Genomic DNA, 19,788 nt, shown 5'->3' with positions numbered 1-19,788 from the left:
GAAGCGGCGGCCGGCGGGGCAAGCGTTGCGAGGGAAAAGACTTTCAGTGAAGAAGGGCGGGTCAAGAGCCGACCAGGCCCGCTGCGATGTTCACGCACAAGCCCAGCACGGCGACGTTGAAGTAGAACGACAGAATCGATTGCGCGAGCGCCGCGCGGCGAATCGTGCGGGAGCGCAGTACGACATCCGAGGTTTGCGAGGCCACGGCGATGGTGAACGAGAAGTACAGGAAGTCCCAGTAGTCCGGCTGGAGCGCGTGGTCGGGAAACAGCAGGGCGGTCTCCGTTGCATCCGCGTCGTAGTAAATCCTCGCATAGTGCGACGTGAAAATGGTCGGGATCATGAACCATGCGCCGATCATCGTGAGGCCGGTCAACACGTAGTGCCATGCAGTCGAGGCGCCGGCCGTGCCTTTCGCCGAAGCGAGTTCGAGCACGATTGCGGCAATACTGGCGATCGTTGCGATGCAGATCACGACCAGCACCACGCCTGCGTTTTCATCGTCGCGCCGTGCGAATTCGCGGACACGGCCTTCGTCGGCGAAGGCCATGTGCACCCAGATCAGCACGAGATAGATCCACACCGCAGCATCCCAGGCGGCCAGAACACGCACCATGGGGCGTGTGTGTTCGGGGAGCACCAGCGCGGCCACGAGACCGACGGCGAGGCCGATCAGCATGCGTGGTCGATTGCGAAGAACCTGCGGATAATATTTTGTGAGCATGAGGTCGAGAGTGGAAGAACGTCCGTGTCGCGGATTCTACTCGCGCTTCGGGCACCATTTGTCGAATGGGTGAGTCACACGCTATAGTCTTTCGCAACGGCCTTGCGCGCCGCTTTCAGTTGAAAGCCGATTGGCAGGCAATACGCTTTTCGCCTTGCACGCCGCGCAGTGAAGCTGTTTCACAAGGCTGTCATCAGCACAACGTAATGCGGCTCGCATCGGCATCATGCAGCCGCACAAGACCGCTTAAGCGGCGCCAGACCAGGTTTGGGGTAGAGAAATCAACGTAACGCGCGAGCGGTATCACGCCACGGCCGCGTTGCCCGTTGAGAATGACTCACGATCGACTCACCATCTGGAGCCCCCATGACAGATGTTTCTAAGAACAAAGATGCGCACCACGCAGTGACGCATTCAGCCGGGTTTTCGGCGCCAACTTCGTCTTCGTTGCCTTCTTCGCTGAGGCCTTCGCAGTCGCCTTCGCTTCAAGCCTCGCGTTCGTTTTCGTTCTCGGCCTCGCGCAGAGTATGGGTGCTGGGCGCATGCGCCACTGCCGCCGCGCTCGCGTTCGCCGGTGCGGGCCGCTCGCTCTCGTGGATCGCCCCTGCGTTCGCCGATGCGCCCGCCGGCGGCGGACTCGATGCCTTCCTTGCGCTCTCAGAGCGTCTTACCGGTCGCACGGGCTTCGACGCCGTGCTCGGCAAACGTGTCTACGACGCCCTCGGCAAATCCGACAGCCAGTTTTCCCAGAACGTCGCCGCCCTCAACACGTGGCTGCAAGGTCATGGCGGTGTGCCGTCCGATACCGTCACGCAGGCATTGCAGGCCGATCAGCCGGCGCTCGCCAAGTCCGTAAGCGCGATCATGCGCGCGTGGTATCTCGGTCTCGTGGGCGACATGCCGCATGTGGACGTGGTCGCTTATGAAAAAGCGCTGATGTTCGAGCCGGTCAAGGACGTGCTGACGATTCCGTCCTATTGCCGCGACGTGCCGTTCTACTGGACGCAGAAGCCGTTGAGCGCCTGAACGACGTTCCTCTCGCGCGTGCCATATCGTCGTGGCGCCGTATCGTTTGATCAAGTCGTTCGACGAAACGCCGGCACGCGGGACCAGCAAGCAACGATAAGCCAGAAGAAGAGGGCAACAATGGCAAACTCAAATTCCGCCGACATCGTCGTAGTCGGGTCGGGCGTGGCAGGCGGGCTGGTTGCACATCAGATGGCGTTGGCCGGTGCGTCGGTGATTTTGCTCGAAGCCGGGCCGCGCGTTCCGCGCTGGCAGATCGTCGAGAACTTCCGCAACTCACCTGCCAAGTCCGACTTCGCGACGCCATATCCATCCACGCCGTACGCGCCGCATCCCGAGTACGCGCCCGCCAACAATTACCTGATCCAGAAGGGCGACTATCCGTACAACTCACAGTATGTGCGGCTGGTCGGCGGCACGACGTGGCACTGGGCGGCCGCTGCGTGGCGGCTGTTGCCGTCGGACTTCCAGTTGCACAAGCTGTATGGCGTAGGGCGTGATTGGCCTTATCCGTATGAAACACTGGAGCCGTGGTATTCGGCGGCTGAAATGCAATTGGGCGTTTCCGGGCCGGACAACACGGTCGATCTCGGTTCGCCGCGCTCGAAGCCTTATCCGATGAGCCAACTGCCGCTCTCGTACATGGATCAGCGCTTTAGCGACGTGCTCAACGCGCGGGGCTTCAAGGTGGTGCCCGAACCGGTGGCGCGCAACAGCCGTCCGTACGATGCGCGGCCCACTTGCTGCGGCAACAACAACTGCATGCCGATCTGCCCGATCGCGGCGATGTACAACGGCGTGGTGCATGCGGAGAAGGCCGAGCAGGCCGGCGCGAAGCTGATCCCCGAGGCGGTCGTGTACCGCGTCGAAGCGGACAACAAAGGGCTCATCACGGCCGTCCACTACAAGGACCCGAACGGCAACAGCACACGCGTGACGGGCAAGCTGTTCGTGCTCGCCGCAAACGGCATCGAAACGCCGAAGCTGATGCTGATGTCGACCACCGACAAATTCCCGCACGGTATTGGCAACAGCTCCGACCAGGTGGGCCGTAACCTGATGGACCATCCGGGCACAGGCGTCACCTTCCTCGCCAACGAACCGCTGTGGCCCGGACGCGGGCCGATGGAGATGACCTCGATTGTCAACTTCCGCGACGGCGCCTTCCGCTCCGATTACGCTGCGAAAAAGCTGCATCTGTCGAACGGTGTGCCAACTATGGGCGTGACCGCCGACCTGCTGAAAAAAGGCCTCACCGGCGCCGAGCTCGACCGGCAGATCCGCGACCGCGCAGCACGCACGCTGAACATCAACAGCTTTCACGAGCATCTGCCGGAGCCGCAGAACCGCGTGGTGCCTTCGGCGGATCACAAGGACGCACTCGGTATTTCGCAGCCCGAGATCTACTACTCGATCAACGACTACGTGAAGAAGAGCGCGGCGAACACGCATGAACTGTATGCGCAGATCGCCTCGCTGTTCGGCGGCGCCGAGGTCTCGTTCGACGATACGTTCGCGCCGAACAATCACATCATGGGTACCACCATCATGGGCAGCGATCCCGGGGATTCGGTCGTCGACGCGGATTGCCGCACGCACGATCACTCCAATCTGTTCATCGCCAGCAGCGGCGTGATGCCGACTGCTGCCTCCGTCAATTGCACGCTGACGATCGCGGCCTTGTCGCTGAAACTGGCCGACAAGCTCAAGCGTGAAATCTGAGCCCTGAACGGAGAGCCACAATGACGAAGAACACCGCTCGCGTCCAGCCGGCCAATGCGCTTGTTCAGAACACGCGTCGTCGCCGCTTTCGGGTGGCGACGCTAGCGGCCATCTTTTCGCTGTTTGCGCTGTATGTCGCCTGGCACGAAGCGTACGGGCCATCTGCGCGACATAACGACGAACTGCCGATCACGCAGGCTCGCGCGGACGATGCCTCGCAACCGGCCAATGCGGCGGCCACACCGACGGTGGCGGTCAGCGGGGATCTCGTGAAACGCGGTGAATACCTTGCGCGCGCCGGCGACTGCGTCGCCTGCCACACGGCTGACAAAACCCGCCCGTTCGCGGGTGGCCTGCCGATCAACACGCCGTTCGGCACGATCGTGACGCCGAACATCACGCCCGACCCGGACACCGGCATCGGCCAATGGAGTGACGCCGATTTTCTGCGCGCGATGCATGAAGGTATCGGCAAGAGTGGCGAGCGGTTGTATCCGGCCTTCCCGTACGCGGAATACACCAAAGTCACCGATCAGGACGTGCTGGCGATTCGCGCGTATCTGAACACGCTGACGCCGATCCACTACGCACCGCCGAGCAATAGCCTGAAATTTCCGTTCAACCAGCGCTGGATGATGGTGTTCTGGAATCTGTTCAATTTCGACGAAGGCCGTTTCGTCCCCGATCCGAAGCAAAGCGCCGAGTGGAACCGCGGCGCGTATCTGGTCCAAGGTCTCGCGCATTGCGAGGAATGCCATACGCCGCGCAATTTCACACAGGGTTTGAAGACGAGTTCGCGCTTCTCCGGTGCGGTCCAGGCCGGCTGGCATGCGCACAACATCACATCGGACAAGAACAGCGGCGTGGGCAATTGGAGCGATGACGAACTGGCGGCGTATCTGTCGACCGGCACAGCGCCGGGCCGCGCCAATGCGGCGGGCCCAATGGCCGAGGTGGTGACAGACAGCACGCAGTATCTGACGCACGAGGACATCGGCTCGATCGTCACGTATTTGCGCTCGGTGCCGCCGATCAACGGCGGAGAATCGCGTCCGCGCGACCAGTGGGGCAATCCCGCCGTCGACGACGTCACCTCGTTGCGCGGCACCACGATTCATGCGGTGAACGGTGCGCAGCTGTTCATCGCCAATTGCGCGACGTGCCATAACTGGACCGGTCAGGGCGTCGGTGCAAGCGCGCCGGGTGCGTATCCGTCGCTAATCCACAACTCGGCGGTCGGCGCAAGCGACGCCAACAATCTGGCGATGGTGATCCTGCACGGCGTCAGTCGTACGACGAAACAGGCTGACGTGCTGATGCCCGCGTTCGGCACCCAGCTCACCGACGATCAAGTGGCGGCTATCACGAACTATGTGACCAAACAGTTCGGTAATCCGCAGTCTACGGTGACGGTGGATCAGGTGGCCAAGCTGCGCGGACAGCAATAACAGCGTCGCGGGCGGCGCATTTTTCGGTAATTCATGCCGGGAATGTGTCGTTTTTGCGTCATTTCTACGCCATTTGAGCGAAGCGGGGACGCCGGGAAAAGATGGGCAACGCGCATACGCACTTGCGGATGCCGCATTATCATGAGCGAATGGCTTCCGTACTCGTCAACTCCGTCCAGCATCATCCGGCCAATCAGAGCGGCCGCGACTTTGTCGTCGGCGATTTGCATGGCTGTGTCGATGCGCTGCGCTATTTGCTGCGCGACATCGCGTTCGACCCGGCGCGCGACCGGCTCTTTTCGGTCGGCGATCTGGTGGACCGCGGCGAACATTCCGAGCAGGCGTTGGCACTGCTCGACAAGCCGTGGTTTCACGCGGTGCTCGGCAATCACGAAGACACCTTGTGCGCCGTCGCCGATGGGCGTGTGCGGCGTCAGTGGTGGTATGGAATCGGTGGCATATGGGCGGCGAATTTGTCCGACGAACGTTTGCAGCAATACGCCGAACCTCTGCGGGCGCTACCGCTCGTGCGTGTGGTCGGCAGCGGTAAGGAGCGCTTCAATATTCTGCATGCCGAATTCTTCGGCACGGACGCCGAACTCGACGCCGGGAATTTTTCCGACGAAACCCGCCAGCAATTACTGTGGGGTCGCGATCTGGCCTTGGGCAATGGCGATCCGCAGCGGCAGCGCGGCCTTTCGCTGACCTATTGCGGCCATACGCCGATGCGCGACATCCAGCAGATCGGCTCACAGGTTTTCATCGACACCGGCGCATTCGGGCCCGGCGGCAAGCTGACAATCGTGGAGCCTCAGGCGTTGCGGCGCTGGTCGATCTCGGTTGAGGCAGCGCGAGAGAGCGGGGCGGCAGCGTTGGCGTTGCCGTGATTGTTGCGAGTCGCTTAGCCCACCTGATTGAGCTCGAACACGATATCGATGCTCGTGCCGTTCCAGTTGTATTCCAGATACGCCGCGTGATGGCAGTCGCGCAGCAGCGTGGTTCTGAACGCGGCGAGGCACTCGCCTTCGTCATCCCGCACCGACGGATACACAATGCCCGGCGCGCCGGCCTCGCGCACGGCACGGCCGAGCGATTGTCCGGCGACATAGTCGTCGGGCGAGAGCACCGCCACATCGAGCGATTCGTCGGCGCGGATATCGACCACGTTGCCTCGCGCCGCCACCGTGTAGAGCCGCATCTGCTGCCGCATGGGCGGCTCGGCGGTCGCCTGCAGAAATTTTCCGGTGTGATAGCGCGTCTCGGCGATCGCCGTGGCACGCGAACGGGCGCAATAGAACACGCCATACGTGCCGTCCGAGAAGCGGCTGCCGAGCGGATTCAGGTGCGTTAACGCCGCCATGATCGGTCCGTATCCCGGGCCGAAACGGCGCTCTTCGCGTGGCACCAGATCGAGTTCGCCGACTTCGGTGCGCAAGCGGTCGTTGGTCATCGCTTCGAGCGCGTAGAGGGCGTCGAAATCTTCGGGCGATGCGACCCGGTCGAAAAGATTGACGGCCGGAAAGCGCGTCGGAATCACGCGATACGCGGGCGACCAGTCGAGCGGCGCGCTGCGCCAGCGGTGCTGCCAATGCGGTTCTGTCACGCCCAGCCGCCTCGCATCGCGTCGAGATACTGGCGCACGGCCACGAGATCGCTGATGTTGCCGGCCAGCATGCGGTCCAGCGCGCGGCGGCCGCCGAACGGCGGCGCGCTGTTGGGGCGCTTGATCCAGGTGTCGGCGGCGCTGGGCTGCGGCAGCAGGATTTGCAGCGCCTTATAGATGCCAAGCAGCAGCGACAGGCGTTCCAGCGTGTCGCGTCCCAGACGTGCTGTCGCCGGTGCGGATTTCCATTTGAAGTAGGTGGAGCGGCCCGGCGAGCCCAGCAACACGATCTGCTCTTCGGCGCTCAAGTCCCAGTCTCGTGCGATGTTGAAGAACGCGCGCAGGCCTGCCGCCGACATTTCGGTGAGCGTGGGTTCCGAAACCGGCCGGCGGATCGGCGGTTCGGGCTGGGTGGCGCGGGCAGCGTGAGCCATGAGTGGGTGAGTCCTTATATGTACTTAAAATTTATATTAGTCTAAAAGTGGATTTTTGCAAGAGAATATAATCCCGGCTCGTTATGAAGCCGAAGATCAGGAGAAGCAGGAGATGTGGGTTCGAGCAGTAGCAATGGCAATTGCAGTGTGGTGTGTGTCCGGCGCGGCAATCGCTGCGGGTTATGCGGAAGTGTGGAATCCGCCCGAGTCGACCGGGCATCTGGCGAAGCACGCAAAGAAAACGACGGGTGCCGCAAAGATTAAATCTACCGCTGCCGCGAAGGCGGGTTCGAAGCACGCGGCGAGCGCTCAACATAGCACTCAGCGGGTTGCGTCGGCGTCGAAGAACGGCGCCAAGGCGGCGGCTCATGGCGGCGTGAAGAAGGTCACGGCCAAGAATGTTACCCACGGCGGCGTGGTCAAGGGCGCGGGCAAGCAAAAGTCGAAGGCAGTCGTGGTGGCACAGGGTAAAAAGCCGCACGCGCACATTGCTCAGGCTAAACCGGGTCAAGGCAGGATCATGCGCGCCAACCTGGTTCAAGGCCATACAGCGCATGCTCACATGGTCGAGGTTGCGGCGAAAACCGGCGCGGCCAAACCGGCTGGCGTCCCCACGAACGCGCCTGCCAAGGCCGCGAACGTAACGGCGAGCCCCGCGGCCGCAACCGCTAATCCTGCTACGGCAAGCAGCGGCTCGTTGCCGCCGATTCTCCACTGAGCTCTGGTTCAGGCGCCGCGTTTGCGTTTGGCCTTAGTCCCCGGCGAACCTAGGGCACCGCCGCCTCGCCGCTTCATGCCGCTTTACGCGGACGGCCACCTTTCTTGCCATTCTCGCGGGCTGCAGCCGATTTCGCCTCGGATTTCACGCTGCCGCCGCTGCGGCCGATATCGCGCATCCATGCTTTCGAGCCGAATACACCGTCGATAAGGCCATGCACCGACACGACGACGTCGAGCGCCGGAAAAACGAGCGCCGAACCGAGACCGAAAATCTCAATCGAGCGCAAATCCGCTGCCGACGCGTTGTGCAAACCCTCGATATAGGCGACTGGCACCAACAGCGAAATGTCATTGGTCAGCGTGATTTCGAGCCGTTTGGTGCGCGGCTTATAGCATGCGCTGCGCGCGGCAGGACGCTTGGCAGTTTCGGCGCCGCGTTCCCGCGCAAGCCGCCATTCTTCACTGCTGTTCATGCGTGGATTCCTTTCCATGCGGAGCACAGGAACGGCACCATTTCGTTAATGCGTTTTGCCAGCCGGCGCGCTTCGCGTTCTGAATACCCTCGAGCCATCGCGGATGGAAACCGGGCCGTCGGGACAATTCAAGATAAAGATAATCTCACCATCCGGACCGAGAACATGAACATGAGGCGGAGCGTGATCATGAGGGTAGATAACCACGATCAGCCCCTCGATCCGGGCGATGATGGGCATAGCTGCCATTATATACCCTAGCCGCTTGGGTTTTCATGATAAAGCGCCGAATGCTTCAAGCGCTTGCCAACCCATTCGTCACCAACCGCAACGTCTCCATCGACCGCTTATCCCTCACTCGCGAATGCAAGGTCACGCGCGATTCGGGCAGCTGAGGCAAACCCAGCCGGGCACCGACATCGACCAACCCTCGCGGCGCTACTCTGCGCGCCAGCGGCGACACGGCTAGACCGGCCGCGACAGCGGCGCCGACCGCCGCCACGCCGCCGCCGACGAACACTTCCTGCCATGCAAGCCCCGCCTCATTCAGCGTGTGCAACGCGACGTCGCGCACGTTGCACGGCGGACTCAGCAGCGCCAATGCCAACGGTTCGCCGACGCGCGGCAGCCATTCCGGCATAGCGAGCCAGCCAAGCGGCTCGCTGAACAGTACCTGTGCGTCGTCACGCGGCGGCTCGTCGGCACCATAGCGAATGATCACCGCGTCGAGGCGCCGTTCGTCGAATTGCGCGAGCAGCGCTGCCGACCTGCCCAGATGCAATTCGACCACCAGACCCGGATCGTGCGCGTTGAGCCGCGCAAGCAACTGCGGCAGATTGGTTCCCGCGACATGCTCACTCAGCCCCAGCGTGAGCCGCCGACGCTCCACCGACAGCGAACCCAGCGCCCGCTCATGCGCGTTCAGCAGATCGCGGGCTGCGCCAAGGAACGCGTTGCCGTCTGCGGAAAGACGCACGACGCGCGGCGTGCGCTCCACTAACTGCTTGCCGAGATGCGCCTCCAGCCGCTTGAGTTTCAAGCTGACGGCCGATTGCGTGGTGTCGAGCGCGTCGGCAGCCCGCGTGAAGCTGTGCAGATCGGCGACCAGCACGAAGGCGCGCACTGCATCGAGATCGAGAACTTTCATTTCGGTTGAATATGGATGAAATAGCCAATGATGGCTGTTCATTATGACTGAGCGCGCCTAAGCTGTGTTTACCCAATCACTGCAACCAAGGAGTTTCACCATGCCGCTCACACGAATCGCATTGCGCGCCGGCAAGCCGGCGGAATACCGGAAGGCGCTGACGGACAGCATTCAGCGTTCGCTGGTGGACACGTTCAATGTGCCGAAAGACGACATCTTCATGCTCATCACCGAGCACGAGGCGAGCAATTTTGTGTACGACAAGCAGTATCTGAACATCGAACGCAGCGACGATCTCGTGGTGATTCAGATCACGTTGAACAACACGCGCACCCTCGAACAAAAGAAGGCGCTGTACAAGCGCATGGCGGATGAACTGGCGGAGTCGCCGGGACTGCGACGAGAGGATGTGTTCATCAATCTCGTCGAGGTGCTGAAGGAGAACTGGTCGTTCGGGAACGGGATCGCGCAGTACGCGGTTTGAGTGGCTGACGAATGCAATGGGCGGCGGGTATTTGAGGCAGGCGGCCATGCGCCGCACGTCACGCAAAACGGGCGGCGAAGCCAGTCGGCCCGGCCGCCCGCTCGTGGTTTAGATACACGGCGTTCATCACGCAATCGTATCGATCACCCCAACGGCCACGCGCAGCGCCGCGCTATGCGGGTGGCCGTTAAAGGGGCGCTGCGTCGCTATAATGATTCGCTGTCCTTTCCTGACCCACCGCCGCCATGACATCCGACCGCGTCGATCCGTCCCACGAAGCCCTTGAACTTGGCGGCTCCGTCTGGTTTAAGGCGGGCGCGCAAACGCTCGGCGGCGCGTCGCGGATCGCGCTGCTCACGGCGATCGGCGAGACCGGTTCGATCACCAGTGCGGCGAAAGCCGTCGGCATGAGCTACAAAGGCGCGTGGGACGCCGTCGACACGATGAATAACCTCGCCGGCGAGCCGCTCGTCGTACGCTCGACCGGCGGCAAAGGCGGTGGCGGCACGACGCTCACACCTCGCGCGGTGAAGCTGATCGATACGTTTCGGGCGGTCGAGCGCGAGCATCGGCGTTTTCTCGAACGCGCGGGCGCGGCGATCGATGGCTTTGCGACGGATTGGGATCTGATCGGCCGCATCGGCGTGAAAACGAGCGCGCGCAATCAGCTTTATGGAACGGTGTCGGCGATCACGCGCGGCACCGTCAATGACGAAGTGTCGCTGGCATTGACCGGCGGCCACGCGATTGTCGCGGTAGTCACGCATGAAAGTACCGAGACGCTGGGGCTCGCGGTGGGCTCGGCGGCGTTCGCGTTGATCAAGGCGTCGTGGGTGGTGCTGCTCGTGGAGAACGAAAGCGGCGCGCCGCTGCAACTGTCCGCGCGCAATCAGTTGCGCGGCACTGTGCAGAGCGTAAAGCGCGGGGCGGTCAACGCGGAGGTGTCGTTAGTGCTGGACGGCGGCGCGGTGATTACCGCGGTCGTCACGAATGAAAGCGTCGATACGCTCGGCCTTGTGGAAGGCGGGACCGCGGTCGCGGTATTCAAGGCATCGAGCGTGATTCTTGGGGTGAAGGATTGAGGGGCTGCGGTTCTCAAAGTTCTTGCAGCGCGCCTTGCGCATAGCGGCCAATCGGCACCGAGGCCGGATCACCATAAGCCACACGCTTCACATTCGCCGACGCCAGATCGTTCAGCGAGACCGGCGCGAAACGGATGTCGGCCGGCACGATCAGCACCAGCGAATTGGCGGCGAAGTCCTTGCGCGTGGCCGGAACGATCACTATTTCCGCGGCCGCCTTGTCCATCGCTTTCTGGTTCGCGGAGGCGAACACGTCGCCGGACGAGCAATCGCTCGAGCGTGCTTCAGACGTCCGACGAATTCGGCGGCGTAAGCGTGTTGAGCGTTTGCGAAAGCGGCGCCGTGGCGGGGCGTACGTCACGCACGGCCCTCCACTTGGCGCGGATGAACGGCCTGTCGTGACCGGACACCTTCAGCGCGATATGCGTGACCCAGCGTTGCGTCGGCACGTGCACGCCATGCATCAGCACCGCGAGGATCATCAGACTGGCGGTGACGGGCAACGCCGACAACCGGCCCGGCTCAAGATTCCATGCCATGCGCACGAAGACTAGCGCCGCCAGTGCACCGACGAGGCAACCGGTGACGGCTTCAGACGGCGAGTGAGCGCTCAGCACGACGCGCGACAAGCCGACTGCGATGCCCGCTGCCAAGCCAAGTATGACGCCCAGCAGACGAATTGCCGGACGCGCCGGCAGCAGCATCAGGAACAGCGCGACCGGGTAGACGGCGGTAGACAGCATGGCGTGACCGCTGACGCCGGTGAAATCCAGTTCGCGCACGCCGACGCCCCAGCCGAGGAAGGCCAGCTTGGTCACGGTCACAATGCCGATGGCCGCGCCAAGCAGCAGCAACCATCCGGCAGCCATGCGCCACGTATAGCCGACCGCCAGCCAAAGCGCGATGGCGAACGCAAGCGGCAGCGTCATGCCGGCGCCGCCAAGGCTGGTGATCGAGTACCACAGATGGGCAGGTAAATCGGGCATGGCAAAAGCGCGACCAAGGCCGCGTAGAATCGGGTTGGTAATAGGTTTAACGCGCGAACGGCGTGAATCGCCGACGCCGCATAGGCGTGTTCCGAACTTATTTATCCGCCAGTATAGACGGGTGCTTCGGGCCAGACTTGCCACACGCCAGGCTTTTTTGTGACGGGACGTCGGTTGGCGAACAAGCTTTGCAAAGATTTGACGTTGTAGCTGCTGCAGGGTTCGCCGGGCGGAAAATTCGGTGCTCGACAGAGGTTTAGGCCTCCAGCATCGCATGAGGATTGGTGTTATTGTGCATTGCACAACAAAGCGTCGTTCTATCGGGCGACACCTGTCCCTTTTTGCGAGGTTATCCGCCGATGGCAAAAAGTCTATCGAAAATCTGGCTGCGAGGTCTCAAGCGGCTGCTCGCCATTCAAACTGAGCACGCTCACGCAACCACCAAGCGCACCACCACGCGGCCGGCACGCGCTGCCGCCAGCAAGCCTTCGGCCAAGGTTCGTCCGGTCAAGCCGGCGGCCGCGCTGCGCGCATCCGCGAAACGCGAAGCGCCGCGCGCTGCCCCACGGGAGTCTCGGGTTCGTCCGCGTGCTTCGGCATGGGCGAGCGGTTCGTGGACGCGCTCGTTCCATTCGGCGCCTACCGCGCCTGGGCGGCTCGTCAACCACCTTCAATACGGTTTGTATATCCCATCCGGCCATGCGCATGAGGCGATGCCGCTGGTGGTGATGCTGCACGGCTGCACCCAGTCGATTGACGAATTCGCCGAAGGCACGCGGATGAACGTGCTCGCGGACCGGTTCGGCTTCGCCGTGGTCTATCCGGAACAGTCGAAGCACGTCCATTCGCATCGCTGCTGGCATTGGTACGACGCCAGCGACAGCGCGGGCGGCGCTGAGGCGCGTGCGGTCGTCTCGCTGGTCGATTCGCTGGTTGCCCAGCATGGCTTCGACAGCGAGCGTGTGTATGTCGCCGGAATCTCCGCCGGCGCCGGCCTGACAGCGCTTCTGGCCGCCAACTATCCGGAGCATTTCGCGGCGGTCGCGCTGCATTCCGGCCCCGCTTTCGGGGAGGCTCGCTCCGGCATCGCGGCGATGGACGTGATGCGCCGCGGCGCGCGTCGCGAGCCGGCCGAACTGGTCGACGAACTCGTTAATGTGGCTAACTACCCCGGCATGCCGGCCATCATTCTCCACGGCGATATCGACCATGTGGTCGCGCCGGTCAATGCGGACCAGTTGGCGGTGCAGTTTCTCCGCCTGAACCGGATCGTCGACGAGAAAGGCGCGCGCAAATCCGGTGAAATCAAGGAAGAGCGTAAGGGTGGCGTGGTGATGCGCGATTATCTGCGCGGCGGCCGCCGCGTGGTGCGGCTGTGCCGTGTGCAAGGGCTCGCGCACGCCTGGAGCGGTGGCGACGACGCCGTACCATTCCATTCCGCCAAAGGTCCGGACGCGAGCGCCATGGTGTGGGAATTCTTCAGGCATCAGCGCCGCACGGGCGCCGGCCGTATCTCTGAAAGCGCCGCCACAGAAGCCTCGGCGGGCGCACGGTGACGTTGGAACAACACTTCGAAATGAGTATTGGCGTAACCCTAGGGTTTTCCCTATAATACGGGTTATCCCTTAGGCGCTACCGCCTAAATTCATTGTCGAGGTTGACCATGTATCTGCTTAGCCGCCTGTTTCTGTTCCTGACCAAATCGCCCGATCAACTCGCGAAAGAACGCGCTGACGCCTTCCTCGCAGAAGCAACCGATCTGTACGACCTGGAATTTCGTATGCGCAAGCTGGACCGCGAGGCGACCACCCGCCAGCCGTCGTGGATGAGCCAGCACTAAGCTGCACGAGTTTGGAGCATCGGCGCGTATTGAAGAACGCCGATGTTTGGGTGAGGCGCCCAAGCTGTTTTGCGTTGTTGGAAGCGTCTAGACACGCTTAAACAGCCGGATTCAATTGCCACAACGCGTGATTCAACACCGCGGCGAACGCCACCAAGGCAACATAGGGCACTAGTAGTCCTCTTGCCCAGCGGTCCCGTTGCCAGAATGCAAGCGTGAGTGCGACGATCAGCACTAAAACACGTGTAGCTACTGCAAACGGCGCATCTTTCCGTCTCCTTCAGATATTTCGATCACACGATGTGAGCGAGCGCTTACTTGCCGAAACGGGCCAGCGTACGCTGCCGCGCTTCGGTATGGTCGACGATCGGGGCGGGATAATCCTTGCCCAATATCAGGCCAAATTCGGCTAGCCTTTCCGCACCCGCCAGCCACGGCGCGTGAATCCATTTGGCCGGCAGTTTCGCAAGCTGGGGCAGGTAGCGTTTGATAAAGCGCCCTTCGGCGTCGAATTTTTCGGATTGAGTGATCGGGTTGAAAATCCGGAAATACGGTTGCGCGTCGCATCCCGTCGATGCCGCCCATTGCCAGCCGCCGTTGTTCGCCGAGAAATCGAAGTCGTTCAATTGTTCGGCGAAGTAGCGCTCGCCGAGCCGCCAGTCGACCCCCAGATCCTTCACCAGAAAACTCGCCGTCACCATCCGCAGGCGGTTGTGCATGTAGCCGGTGCGGTTCAGTTGCAGCATCGCGGCGTCGACCAGCGGATAACCGGTGCGGCCATCGCACCATGCGGCATACGCCTCGTCCGCTTCCGGGCCTTGCTCCCAGCGCAGCCGGTCGTACTCTTCCTTGAATGACGCGCCGGCCGCCAGTCTCGGATGATGCGAGAGGATCATGAAGTAGAAATCCCGCCAGATCAGCTCCGAAAGCCACGTGCCCGAGCCTTGCCCGTCGGGCTGTAGTGACCTCTCGTGGGCGAACCGCGCGAGCGTGCGGATCGAGATAGTACCGAAGCGCAGATGCATCGATAGATAGCTCGGGCCTTTGACGGCGGGAAAGTCGCGCCGGTCCTTATAGCTGTCAATGCGGCTCATGAAGTCGTCGAGCAGGCGTCGCGCGCCGCTCATGCCGGTGGGCAAGTTGAGCTCCGCGAGATTGCTCGCTGCGAAGCCGAGCTGATCGAGCGTCGGCAACTGGCGGTCCAGCTTGGGTGGCAGTACTGCCAGATGCTTCGCGTAGCTCTCAACCGGATACGGCTTCAGATCGAAGGCCGTCAGCTGCTTGAGCCATGCGTTCCTATATGGCGTGAACACCGTGAACGGTTTGTTCTGGCCTGTCAGCACCTCATCACGTTCAAAAATCACCTGATCTTTAAACGTCAGCCATTGGCGGCCGGCAACGGCCAGCCGCTCCCGCACCGTCTCGTCACGCTCGATCGCGACCGGTTCGTAATCGTGATTCGTGAATATCGCATCGACGCCGAGTTCGTCGGCGAGCCTTGGCACGAGATCGGCGGGATCGCCGTGCAGCACGACGAGGCCGCCGCCCTTGGCGCGCAATGCCTCGTCCAACTCGCCCAATGCAGCAAGAATGAACTCGATGCGGCGGTCTTGCGGTTGCGTATCCGGATGGCGGGTTTGCCAGCCGTCGATCAGTGGTTGCAGGATCGTCGTGTCGAATACGAAAACGCACCAGACGCGCTCGCAATGCTTGAGCGCGTAGTAGAGCGCGGCGTTGTCCGTGCTGCGCAGGTCGCGGCGAAACCAGACCAGACCGGTATCGAAGGTGTCGTTCAGGCGTCGGACGCGTGTCATCGGAATCGCGGGTCAGGGTGAATGGCTGCGCGGCGCAGCATCGACCGTCGCAATGATGAACTGCCAGGCGACGATATTACTGAACTGCGCGTTTATTCACAAAGCGACGGGCGGAGTCGCGTGACGGCAGGTGATGGTCGGACTGATGGTGCACATTGCGTGCCGCGTCCGCGAATGCCTATCGCGCCGCAAAACGGCACAACGCCCGCGCCTGGTTTGCAGGGTACGGGCGGTGTTCCTGGTGGCGCGGTTGTGCCCTGCGCGTCAACGATCCATTGGCAATTCGTTGAAGCCGCTGCAGCTTACGCGATTTGCAGACGCACCGCGACGTTGTTGCGCGTGGCGTTCGAGTACGGGCAGCCCTGATGCGCTGCGTCGACCAGTTCCTTGGCTGCGTCAGCAGCGACGCCCGGCAAGGAGACGCGCAGATCGATGTCGAGCGCGAAGCCGCCGTTGTCGTTCGGGCCGATACCCACTTCTGCCGTAACGTGCGTGTCAGACGGCAAAGCCTGCTTGCGCTGGCCGGCGACGAATTTCATCGCGCTCAGGAAACACGCCGAGTAGCCGGCTGCAAAGAGTTGTTCCGGATTGGTGCCCGCTGCGCCCGTGCCGCCTAGTTCACGCGGTGCCGCCAGCTTCACGTCCAACGCATTGTCCGACGATACAGCACGGCCGTCACGGCCACCGGTGCTGGTTGCGCTTGCCTTGTAGAGGATGTTCATTGTGCTGCTCCTTTGTCTGGGTTATCAGGATCTGCATGCTTGCCGCTGTTTGCTTGCCCGCCGTTCTGGCGGAGCCTTATCGAAGCGGCATGTGATAAAGATAGTGCACAAATCATTTGTGTGCAAATGAATTTTTGCATCGTGCCGATAGCGTGCTTTTTGAAGCAGGCCGGCTAGTGGTCCATGTAATCGTTGAGTGTGCTGCGCAGGCGCGTCAGATCGTCGCGCAGACGGAGCAGGAATTCGGGCGTCTGCTGGGTCGCGCAGAAGATTTCTGCCGGCACTTCGCGTGCCTGGCGTTTCAGCGCGGTGCCGGCTTTCGTGAGCCGGATATAGACGAGCCGCTCATCTTCAACGCCGCGCACCCTTTCCAGGTAGCCCTGCGCTTCGAGACGCTTGAGAAGCGGCGTGACCGTCGCCGAGTCGAGATTCAGCCGTGCGGCGAGGTCTTTGACCGTGACGTCGTCGGCTTCCCAGAGCACCAGCATCGCCAGATATTGCGGATAGGTGAGGCCGAGCTTGTCGAGCAGCGGCTTGTATGCTTTCGTCATCGCAAGCGAGGTCGAATAGAGCGCGAAGCAGAGTTGCTCGTCGAGCGTGAAGGGCAAGGCGGGGCGCTGGGTCATGTTGCATCTCGTGTAAAAAGAGCGTGCAAATCGATTGCGCGCAAACCATTGTGCCGCAAGTCGGGGCAAGTTGACGAGTGCGGCGGGGATTCGGCGCAGCTGTGGAGGCGGGCGGCGCCCTGTGGCGCGAGTGCCGGGCGCGCTATGGCTTGGAGTGCATGGCCACTAAGGCGGGCGTGCGAGCCGGCTGTGGCGGGACTGCGGAGGGTACTAAGGCAGGCGTGCAAGCGGCTGTGACGAGACTGCGGAGAATACTAAGTTGGAACCGGACAATGTCCCGAACCAGGACCGCGCGGGCGTCGAAAAAGCGCCCGCGCCTGAACCACAGTCTCGCGGGTGCTCAAGCCGCCGGTGTGGTCGGCAAATCCGGCGCTTCAGGTGTTTGCACGCCGAAGCAGCCGCGATAGGTCGCGTAGAACGAGCAATACAGCATGGTCGTGACGATCATCGTGGCGGGCATCAGGATCGCGAACGCGAAGTCGCCCGCGCCCAGCGCTTGCATCAGCGCGGACAAGCCGAACGAGACGGTCGTCGCCACTGCGAACCACAATGCGCCGAACACAATGAACGCGCCACGATTGCGCCAGCAACTGACGATGCTGAAGAACATCGCCTTGACGGGCGGCACGTCGTGCCACGCGGTAAGAATCGGCGAGAACCAGAAAATCATCGCGACCGGGATGTAGAACGCGAATGCGGTGATCACCGCCAGCGGGATATTGCTGTTGGCGATCGCATCCTGATCCATCGTAGCGACGCCGAGCATGACCTTCAGCAACATGCCGCCGTCGGCGAGTGCCGAGCCGGCCAGCACCAGCGCCATCGCGACGACGTACAGCACGCCCAGCAGCAGCAGACGTTTGGCAACCGCAGGACCGTATGAGTGAAAGCCGTCCACCAGAATGGTCGGGAACACCGGCTTGCCCGCGATGGTATTGCGGCATGCCGCCATGAAGCCGACCGCAACGCCCGGAATAAAGACCAGCGGCAGCACGCCGCCGATAACCGGAATCTGCGACGCCAGCGTCATGACCAGCAGATAGGTGAAGAACAGCGTCAGAAACGCGAGCGGGTTCTTGCGGAACAGCCAGATACCCTGCCGGAACCAGACATAGCCGGTTTTCGCGGGGACTTCGATCAGTTGCATGAGGTATGAATGCCTGGAAGTGCAACGCCGGTCAGGCGTTCGCGCAGGATGCGCTCGAAATGGCCGGGGTCGTGCGGTTTGAGCAGTTCGGCCGCGCGCGGCAAATGAAAATCATACAGGCGCGAGACCCAGAAGCGGTACGCGCCCGCACGCAGCATGTCGCCCCAGTGGCGGTTTTCTTCGACGGTGAAAGGGCGTACGGTCTGGTACGCGCGCAGCATGGCTTCGGTGCGGGCTTCGTCCAGTATTCCGGTGGCGAGGTCGACGCACCAGTCGTTGACCGTTACCGCGACGTCGAACAGCCACTTGTCGCAGCCGGCGAAATAGAAGTCGAAGAAGCCGCCCAGGCGCACCTCGTGGCCGGTTTCCGGCGCAGCATGCGCGAACAGTGCGTTGTCGCGGAACAGGTCAGCGTGGCACGGGCCTTCGGGCAGCGCGGCGTAATCCGCCGAGGCGAAGAACGCCTCCTGATGCGCCAGTTCGGACGACAGCAAGTCGCGCTGCGCGCCTTCCAGGAACGGCAGGACGGTCGGCACGGTTTCTTTCCACCACGGCAGGCTGCGCAGATTCGGCTGATAGCGCGGGTAATCGCGCCCCGCCAGATGCATGCGCGCGAGCATTTGCCCGACCTCGATGCAGTGCTCGACTTGCGGCGCCAACTCCGGCGCGCCTTCGAGCTTGGTCACGATGGCGGCGGGCTTGCCATGCAGCGTGCCGAACAGCGCGCCGTCTTCGCGTGGCATGGGATCCGGCACCGGCACGCGGTGCGCGGCCAGATGTTGCATCAGATCGAGATAGAACGGCAGTTGCTCGGCCGTCAGCTTTTCGAAAATCGTGAGGACGTACTCGCCGCGCGTCGTCGTCAGAAAGAAGTTGCTGTTCTCAATACCGGACGGGATGCCGCGAAACTCGACGACGTCGCCGAGATCGTAATGACGCATCCATTCTGCTAGTTGGGGTTCGGTGACAGCGGTGAAGACAGCCATGCGGGAAACGTCGGATCAGGTTAGTCGGGCTGGCGCGATGCGACCAGTGCGAGGTGTGGCAAATGCGTTGCAGAAAGCGCGATCAAGGTCCATCAGGCAGCGAATGTTGCCTGCCATCCTGATCACCCGACAGGGCCGTAAAGCGCTGCGGCAATTCAACGCGGTATCGCCGTGCTGCAGGCGGTGCTGTAAACGGCCACGCAGGCTGAAAACCCGAGGCGACACCCGCGGGCCGCGTTAGATCCAGGGGAGCGGCTTACGCCGCGCCGCCGCCCCGGCATGCATCAATAAGTCAGATTCACCGACGGCAAACGCGTGCTCGCGCGGCCGTTGTCGCGCACGGTGGGCGAGGTGTCGAGCGGCGCGCTCATCTGATAGCGCGTGCCGAGATTCGAATGCACGTTGATTTCAACGGGCTTGCCTTTGTCGCGGTATTCGGTGATTTCGGTGCCGTTAGCGCTGCGTTCGTAGAAGCTCGGCGTGCGCGGGACGTTGATTTCGACCTTCGAGCTGACCTCGGCGGCCGGACGATTGATCTTCTCCAGGTCAGGCAGACCGGCCCGTTCATTGGCGGACTGGGGTACGCCGGGGGGCGGAGTGTCATCGACAGGCTGGGCAGCCATCGCGGCGTTGCCAAAGGCGAGGGCCAGTGCAACGGCGACGGGAAGGAGCGGCTTCATGGTGATTCTCCAATATGGTGCCCCGATTCTAGCAAATCCAGCCTTGCCTACGGGCGCGACCGCCTTATTTTGCGCCGCTTTCGCGCGCCGTGCGCGCAATCTTGCGGCCGCTGTTGCGGCAGTT

Annotated in this window: 21 protein-coding genes and 2 pseudogenes; 9 read left to right on the top strand and 14 right to left on the bottom strand. The window is 62.4% G+C overall.

The window, feature by feature from the left end; genetic code table 11:
- Positions 1–61 precede the first annotated feature (61 nt).
- On the bottom strand, positions 62–724 hold the full coding sequence (locus tag HHL24_RS20370) for a DUF1345 domain-containing protein (protein ID WP_169487220.1): 663 nt from the start codon (positions 722–724) through the stop codon (positions 62–64).
- 366 nt (positions 725–1,090) lie between these two features.
- On the opposite strand from HHL24_RS20370, the gene HHL24_RS20365 reads away from it, so the two are divergent.
- From HHL24_RS20365 to HHL24_RS20350, 4 genes are all read left to right on the top strand, one after another.
- Positions 1,091–1,750, top strand: coding sequence for a sugar dehydrogenase complex small subunit (locus HHL24_RS20365; protein WP_169487219.1), 660 nt, complete (start codon positions 1,091–1,093; stop codon positions 1,748–1,750).
- A gap of 120 nt (positions 1,751–1,870) precedes the next feature.
- Positions 1,871–3,472: a GMC family oxidoreductase gene (locus HHL24_RS20360; protein ID WP_169487218.1), complete on the top strand. Its 1,602-nt coding sequence runs from the start codon at positions 1,871–1,873 to the stop codon at positions 3,470–3,472.
- Positions 3,473–3,492: 20 nt separating this feature from the next.
- Entirely contained in the window at positions 3,493–4,920 is a 1,428-nt protein-coding gene (locus HHL24_RS20355; RefSeq protein ID WP_169487217.1) for a cytochrome c, read from the top strand.
- Positions 4,921–5,069: 149 nt separating this feature from the next.
- On the top strand, positions 5,070–5,807 hold the full coding sequence (locus HHL24_RS20350) for a metallophosphoesterase (protein WP_206002948.1): 738 nt from the start codon (positions 5,070–5,072) through the stop codon (positions 5,805–5,807).
- Between the two features lie 14 nt (positions 5,808–5,821).
- Here the strand turns inward: HHL24_RS20350 and HHL24_RS20345 are convergent, their stop codons facing one another.
- Both HHL24_RS20345 and HHL24_RS20340 read right to left on the bottom strand, forming a co-directional pair.
- On the bottom strand, positions 5,822–6,523 hold the full coding sequence (locus HHL24_RS20345) for an RES family NAD+ phosphorylase (RefSeq protein ID WP_169487215.1): 702 nt from the start codon (positions 6,521–6,523) through the stop codon (positions 5,822–5,824).
- The gene (locus HHL24_RS20340) at positions 6,520–6,957 is read right to left on the bottom strand and encodes an MbcA/ParS/Xre antitoxin family protein (protein ID WP_169487214.1); all 438 of its coding nucleotides are present in this window, start codon (positions 6,955–6,957) and stop codon (positions 6,520–6,522) included. Before HHL24_RS20340 ends, HHL24_RS20345 begins: the two co-directional genes overlap by 4 nt.
- A 133-nt stretch (positions 6,958–7,090) precedes the next feature.
- Between HHL24_RS20340 and HHL24_RS20335 the strand changes: the two genes are divergently transcribed.
- Positions 7,091–7,675, top strand: coding sequence for a hypothetical protein (locus tag HHL24_RS20335; protein WP_230417517.1), 585 nt, complete (start codon positions 7,091–7,093; stop codon positions 7,673–7,675).
- Positions 7,676–7,748: 73 nt separating this feature from the next.
- On the opposite strand, the gene HHL24_RS20330 is transcribed toward HHL24_RS20335, so the two are convergent.
- Together HHL24_RS20330 and HHL24_RS20320 are read right to left on the bottom strand one after the other, a co-directional pair.
- Positions 7,749–8,150 (bottom strand): DUF2442 domain-containing protein, encoded by a 402-nt coding sequence (locus tag HHL24_RS20330; RefSeq protein WP_169487212.1) that lies wholly within the window; start codon positions 8,148–8,150, stop codon positions 7,749–7,751.
- A gap of 295 nt (positions 8,151–8,445) precedes the next feature.
- Entirely contained in the window at positions 8,446–9,297 is an 852-nt protein-coding gene (locus tag HHL24_RS20320; RefSeq protein WP_169487210.1) for a LysR substrate-binding domain-containing protein, read from the bottom strand.
- A gap of 100 nt (positions 9,298–9,397) precedes the next feature.
- Between HHL24_RS20320 and HHL24_RS20315 the strand changes: the two genes are divergently transcribed.
- Positions 9,398–9,781 carry a tautomerase family protein gene (locus tag HHL24_RS20315; protein WP_169487209.1) on the top strand — a complete coding sequence of 128 codons (384 nt, stop codon included), beginning with the start codon at positions 9,398–9,400 and terminating at the stop codon, positions 9,779–9,781.
- A gap of 245 nt (positions 9,782–10,026) precedes the next feature.
- The gene (locus HHL24_RS20310; protein ID WP_169487208.1) at positions 10,027–10,863 is read left to right on the top strand and encodes a TOBE domain-containing protein; all 837 of its coding nucleotides are present in this window, start codon (positions 10,027–10,029) and stop codon (positions 10,861–10,863) included.
- Positions 10,864–10,885: 22 nt separating this feature from the next.
- Here HHL24_RS20310 and HHL24_RS20305 read toward each other — a convergent pair.
- A pseudogene (locus HHL24_RS20305) lies at positions 10,886–11,119 on the bottom strand (substrate-binding domain-containing protein); the annotation flags it as partial.
- Positions 11,120–11,147: 28 nt separating this feature from the next.
- Positions 11,148–11,849: a phosphatase PAP2 family protein gene (locus tag HHL24_RS20300; protein WP_169487207.1), complete on the bottom strand. Its 702-nt coding sequence runs from the start codon at positions 11,847–11,849 to the stop codon at positions 11,148–11,150.
- Positions 11,850–12,208: 359 nt separating this feature from the next.
- Here HHL24_RS20300 and HHL24_RS20295 point away from each other — a divergent pair, with 359 nt between their 5' ends.
- Positions 12,209–13,405, top strand: coding sequence for an extracellular catalytic domain type 1 short-chain-length polyhydroxyalkanoate depolymerase (locus tag HHL24_RS20295; protein ID WP_169487206.1), 1,197 nt, complete (start codon positions 12,209–12,211; stop codon positions 13,403–13,405).
- A gap of 107 nt (positions 13,406–13,512) precedes the next feature.
- A complete protein-coding gene (locus HHL24_RS20290) occupies positions 13,513–13,689 on the top strand; it encodes a DUF3563 family protein (protein WP_120306126.1) in 177 nt (58 codons plus the stop codon).
- Between the two features lie 97 nt (positions 13,690–13,786).
- Here the strand turns inward: HHL24_RS20290 and HHL24_RS20285 are convergent.
- The 7 genes and pseudogenes from HHL24_RS20285 to HHL24_RS20255 all read right to left on the bottom strand — a co-directional run.
- Positions 13,787–13,936: pseudogene (locus HHL24_RS20285) on the bottom strand (tryptophan-rich sensory protein); the annotation flags it as partial.
- 67 nt (positions 13,937–14,003) lie between these two features.
- Positions 14,004–15,503 (bottom strand): cryptochrome/photolyase family protein, encoded by a 1,500-nt coding sequence (locus tag HHL24_RS20280; RefSeq protein WP_169487205.1) that lies wholly within the window; start codon positions 15,501–15,503, stop codon positions 14,004–14,006.
- Positions 15,504–15,805: 302 nt separating this feature from the next.
- The gene (locus tag HHL24_RS20275) at positions 15,806–16,225 is read right to left on the bottom strand and encodes an organic hydroperoxide resistance protein (RefSeq protein ID WP_169487204.1); all 420 of its coding nucleotides are present in this window, start codon (positions 16,223–16,225) and stop codon (positions 15,806–15,808) included.
- A gap of 173 nt (positions 16,226–16,398) precedes the next feature.
- Positions 16,399–16,851 carry a MarR family winged helix-turn-helix transcriptional regulator gene (locus HHL24_RS20270; RefSeq protein ID WP_169487203.1) on the bottom strand — a complete coding sequence of 151 codons (453 nt, stop codon included), beginning with the start codon at positions 16,849–16,851 and terminating at the stop codon, positions 16,399–16,401.
- 340 nt (positions 16,852–17,191) lie between these two features.
- On the bottom strand, positions 17,192–17,998 hold the full coding sequence (locus tag HHL24_RS20265) for a BPSS1780 family membrane protein (protein WP_169487202.1): 807 nt from the start codon (positions 17,996–17,998) through the stop codon (positions 17,192–17,194).
- Positions 17,989–18,984 (bottom strand): homoserine kinase, encoded by a 996-nt coding sequence (locus tag HHL24_RS20260; RefSeq protein ID WP_169487201.1) that lies wholly within the window; start codon positions 18,982–18,984, stop codon positions 17,989–17,991. The genes HHL24_RS20265 and HHL24_RS20260 overlap by 10 nt, the downstream gene beginning before the upstream one ends.
- A gap of 284 nt (positions 18,985–19,268) precedes the next feature.
- A complete protein-coding gene (locus HHL24_RS20255; protein ID WP_169487200.1) occupies positions 19,269–19,664 on the bottom strand; it encodes a hypothetical protein in 396 nt (131 codons plus the stop codon).
- Between the last annotated feature and the right edge of the window lie 124 nt (positions 19,665–19,788).

The sequence above is a fragment of the Paraburkholderia polaris genome, from assembly GCF_012927345.1.
Taxonomy (GTDB): Bacteria; Pseudomonadota; Gammaproteobacteria; order Burkholderiales; family Burkholderiaceae; genus Paraburkholderia; species Paraburkholderia polaris.
This window is presented reverse-complemented; position numbering and strand designations above follow the sequence as displayed.